This window comes from Candidatus Eisenbacteria bacterium (assembly GCA_013140805.1).
Lineage (GTDB): Bacteria > Eisenbacteria > RBG-16-71-46 > RBG-16-71-46 > RBG-16-71-46 > JABFRW01.
This window is the reverse complement of the sequence record JABFRW010000069.1, coordinates 1-2,824: the sequence shown is the minus strand read 5'-3', so window position 1 is coordinate 2,824 and position 2,824 is coordinate 1. Positions and strand designations below refer to the sequence as shown.

The 2,824-nt window shown below is 68.8% G+C and carries 3 protein-coding genes; 1 reads left to right on the top strand and 2 read right to left on the bottom strand.

The window, feature by feature from the left end:
- Positions 1-211, bottom strand: a 211-nt coding sequence (locus HOP12_06060; protein NOT33721.1) for a hypothetical protein, incomplete at its 3' end; no start/stop codon positions are given.
- A 172-nt stretch (positions 212-383) separates the two neighbouring features.
- Here HOP12_06060 and HOP12_06055 point away from each other — a divergent pair.
- Positions 384-2,408, top strand: coding sequence for a T9SS type A sorting domain-containing protein (locus tag HOP12_06055; GenBank protein ID NOT33720.1), 2,025 nt, complete (start codon positions 384-386; stop codon positions 2,406-2,408).
- On the opposite strand, the gene HOP12_06050 is transcribed toward HOP12_06055, so the two are convergent.
- Positions 2,405-2,824, bottom strand: a 420-nt coding sequence (locus HOP12_06050; GenBank protein ID NOT33719.1) for a hypothetical protein, incomplete at its 5' end; no start/stop codon positions are given. The two genes, HOP12_06055 and HOP12_06050, sit on opposite strands and share 4 nt — an antisense overlap.

Here is a 2,824-nt window from a genome sequence, read left to right as displayed (position 1 = left end):
CCGGATTGCCGTCGCCGCGCAGCAACGCGAGGTGCACCGCGTGATAGTTGTCAGTCGGCGACCAGTCGCTGGCAGGGCTCCACGCACCCGTACCCGCCGCGATGAGCCGCGCGGGAACGAGCATCACATTCACGAGGAGCGCGATCGCAAACAGGAGTCGCGTCGCGTGGGCGGTGCTCGAGTGCGCTCGAGGGCAGTGGCGAGCTTGCATGGAAGGACCTCCGCAGGTGGGGCCAGGGGCGACAATGAAGTCGCGCGGTCGTCGCGATGCGGAGGCTGGGCGGTAGAGGCGAGTGGGCGACCGTCGAAAAGAACTGTGGTGCCCCCCCCCCCCGGTGTCAATCTCTTTCTGGTCGTTTCCCGAAAGAGCGAGGTGGCTCGACATGACAGGTCTCACGCGGCTCGCCCTCACCGCCGCGACGGCGCTAGTGCTGGTCGGCATGGCTGCGCCGCCGGCGGCGGCTCAGTGGCTGCCGGGCGGTGTCGATCTGTGCGGTGGGCTGTGCCGGGGCGGGAACCAGCTCATCGCCGGCGACGGCCAGGGTGGCGTCTTCGTCTGCTGGGAAGATCGGCGCAACAGCTCCTCCGCTGATGTCTACGCCCAGTACGTCACGGCCGAAGGACAGGTCGCCTGGCCGTTGGGCGGGATTCCGGTCGCGGCGGAGATTCGGTCGCAGGTACCCACCGCGATCGAGCCCGATGGCCTGGGTGGGGTCTATATCGCGTGGTTTGACGATCGGCAACTGATCCTGCCCGGAGGCGGCACGTCTCGAGACATTTACGTGCAGCATCTATTGCCCAACGGATCGATCGCGCCCGGCTGGGCGGTGAATGGCCTGCCTGCCTCGCGCGCGCCAGACGAACAAGAGGGCGCCACGCTGGCTACGGATGGAAATGGCGGGGTGTACGTCCTGTGGCGGGACTGGCGCGATCGCCTCGCCCCCAACGCGGCCGATGTCTATGCCCAGCACTTCCGCTACGACGGCACGCTGGCACCGGGCTGGCCGGCCGACGGCCTCTCGCTGACCTCGGCGCCGGGGGTCCAGAGTGTGACGGGGTTTCGTTGGGCGCTACCTGACGGGGAAGGGGGGCTCCTCGCTCCGTTCTTTGACGGCAGCTCTCCCAACCCGAACAAAGACATGTTCGCGACGCGGGTGCGACCCGACGGCACATTCGCGCCGGGATGGGTGCACGGCGGCCAGCTGGTGCTCGAGAACCGCGCGGGGCGTAGCGTGGCAGTCGACGGAGCGGGTGGGTTTCTCATCCTCGGCGCCACCGTTCGGGACTTCTTCGACCGCGAGATCTACGTGCGCCGGTTCCTGTTCGACGGCACACCCGCTGCCGGGTGGCCACCCGGCGGCGTGGCGATGTTCCCGGTGGCACTCGGCACTGCTCGTCAGTTCGTGCAGGGGGATGGCGGTGGCGGCGCTCTGGTCGCGTGGCAGGGCTCGCAGCCCGGGCGACCCTATGGCGTGTTCGCGACGCGCCGACTGGGCGACGGCACGCTGGCACCCAGCTGGACGCCGAACGGCACGCTGCTGAGCGAGCCCGGGGCGCGCGCGAACCAGTTCGCGGCCGGGCTTGCAGGCGATGGCGCGGGTGGCGCCTACGTGCTGTGGGAGTCCGAGAGCTGGGACAACTCGATCAACACCGCACGGATCCACCACTTCTTGGCAGACGGATCGCTTGCTCCGGGGTGGCCCGAGTTCGGGCGTGTGGTGGCACCCGGCAGCCCGACTTCTCAGTTCGACTCGCACCTGACTCCGGATGGCGTAGGCGGCGCGGTGGTGGTGTGGGAAGAGAGAGCTTCTTCGCTCGGCCGAAGCGGCTTCTTCGCCCAGCGCATCTACGCCGACTCGCCGACTCCAGCGCTGCTGTCGCTCGCGCAGGCCGAGGCAACCTCCGAACGAGTGCGGCTCGTGTGGCAGGGCGTGGGCGCGGGGGCACTCGATGCCGTGGTCGAGAGGAGCACTGAAGCAATCCCGTGGGAGGCGATCGGCCATGCGGTGCGCGAGAACGCCGATGAGCTGAGCTACGAAGATCGCGCGATGACGCCGGGTGCTCGCTACGCTTATCGCCTGCGCTACACCGATGCGCGCGGCGAGCAGGTGACCGCGGCGGCGTGGGTAGACGTACCGGCGCGACTCGAGCTCGCGCTCGCTGGCTTCCGCCCCAACCCCTCACTTGCGATTCCGGTGGTGGCGTTCACGCTCCCGGTTGCGGACGCGGCGCGCCTCGAGGTGTTCGATGTCGCCGGGCGCCGCGTGGTAATGCGCGAGGTGGGAGCACTGGGGCCCGGACGCCACACTCTGCGCCTCGATGACGCGCGGCTCTCAGCCGGCGTCTACGTGGTGCGACTCGTCACCGCTTCACGCACGTTGCTCACGCGCGGGGTGGTGGCGCACTAAGTGGTGCCACCCGCGGGACGAAATCGTCGTGTCCGGTAGTCGCCGTAGTCGCCGATATCTGCGTCCGTCCCGCCGATGACGAGCAATCCACTATCCGGGTAGGGAAGCTGTGCGAGGCCGGCGCAGAACGGGTTCATGCCGCTCGGCTGCGTGACCGGGCGATCCACGAACGTGGTCGGAAATACTCCGCACCCGTCGCTGCCGGGTGTCCACCCGCGCAGCCCCCCATGGAATTGTGTAGTTTGCCCGACGCGGACGTCGTTGAGCCACCAAAAGACACGGCTATGATCCGGATTGCCGTCGCCGCGCAGCAACGCGAGGTGCACCGCGTGATAGTTGTCAGTCGGCGACCAGTCGCTGGCAGGGCTCCACGCACCCGTACCCGCCGCGATGAGCCGCGCGGGAACGAGCATCAC

Coding starts and splice junctions, on each gene's coding strand:
- HOP12_06055 (NOT33720.1), top strand. CDS start 384: ATGACAGGTCTCACGCGGCTCGCCCTCACCGCCGCGACGGCGCTAGTG.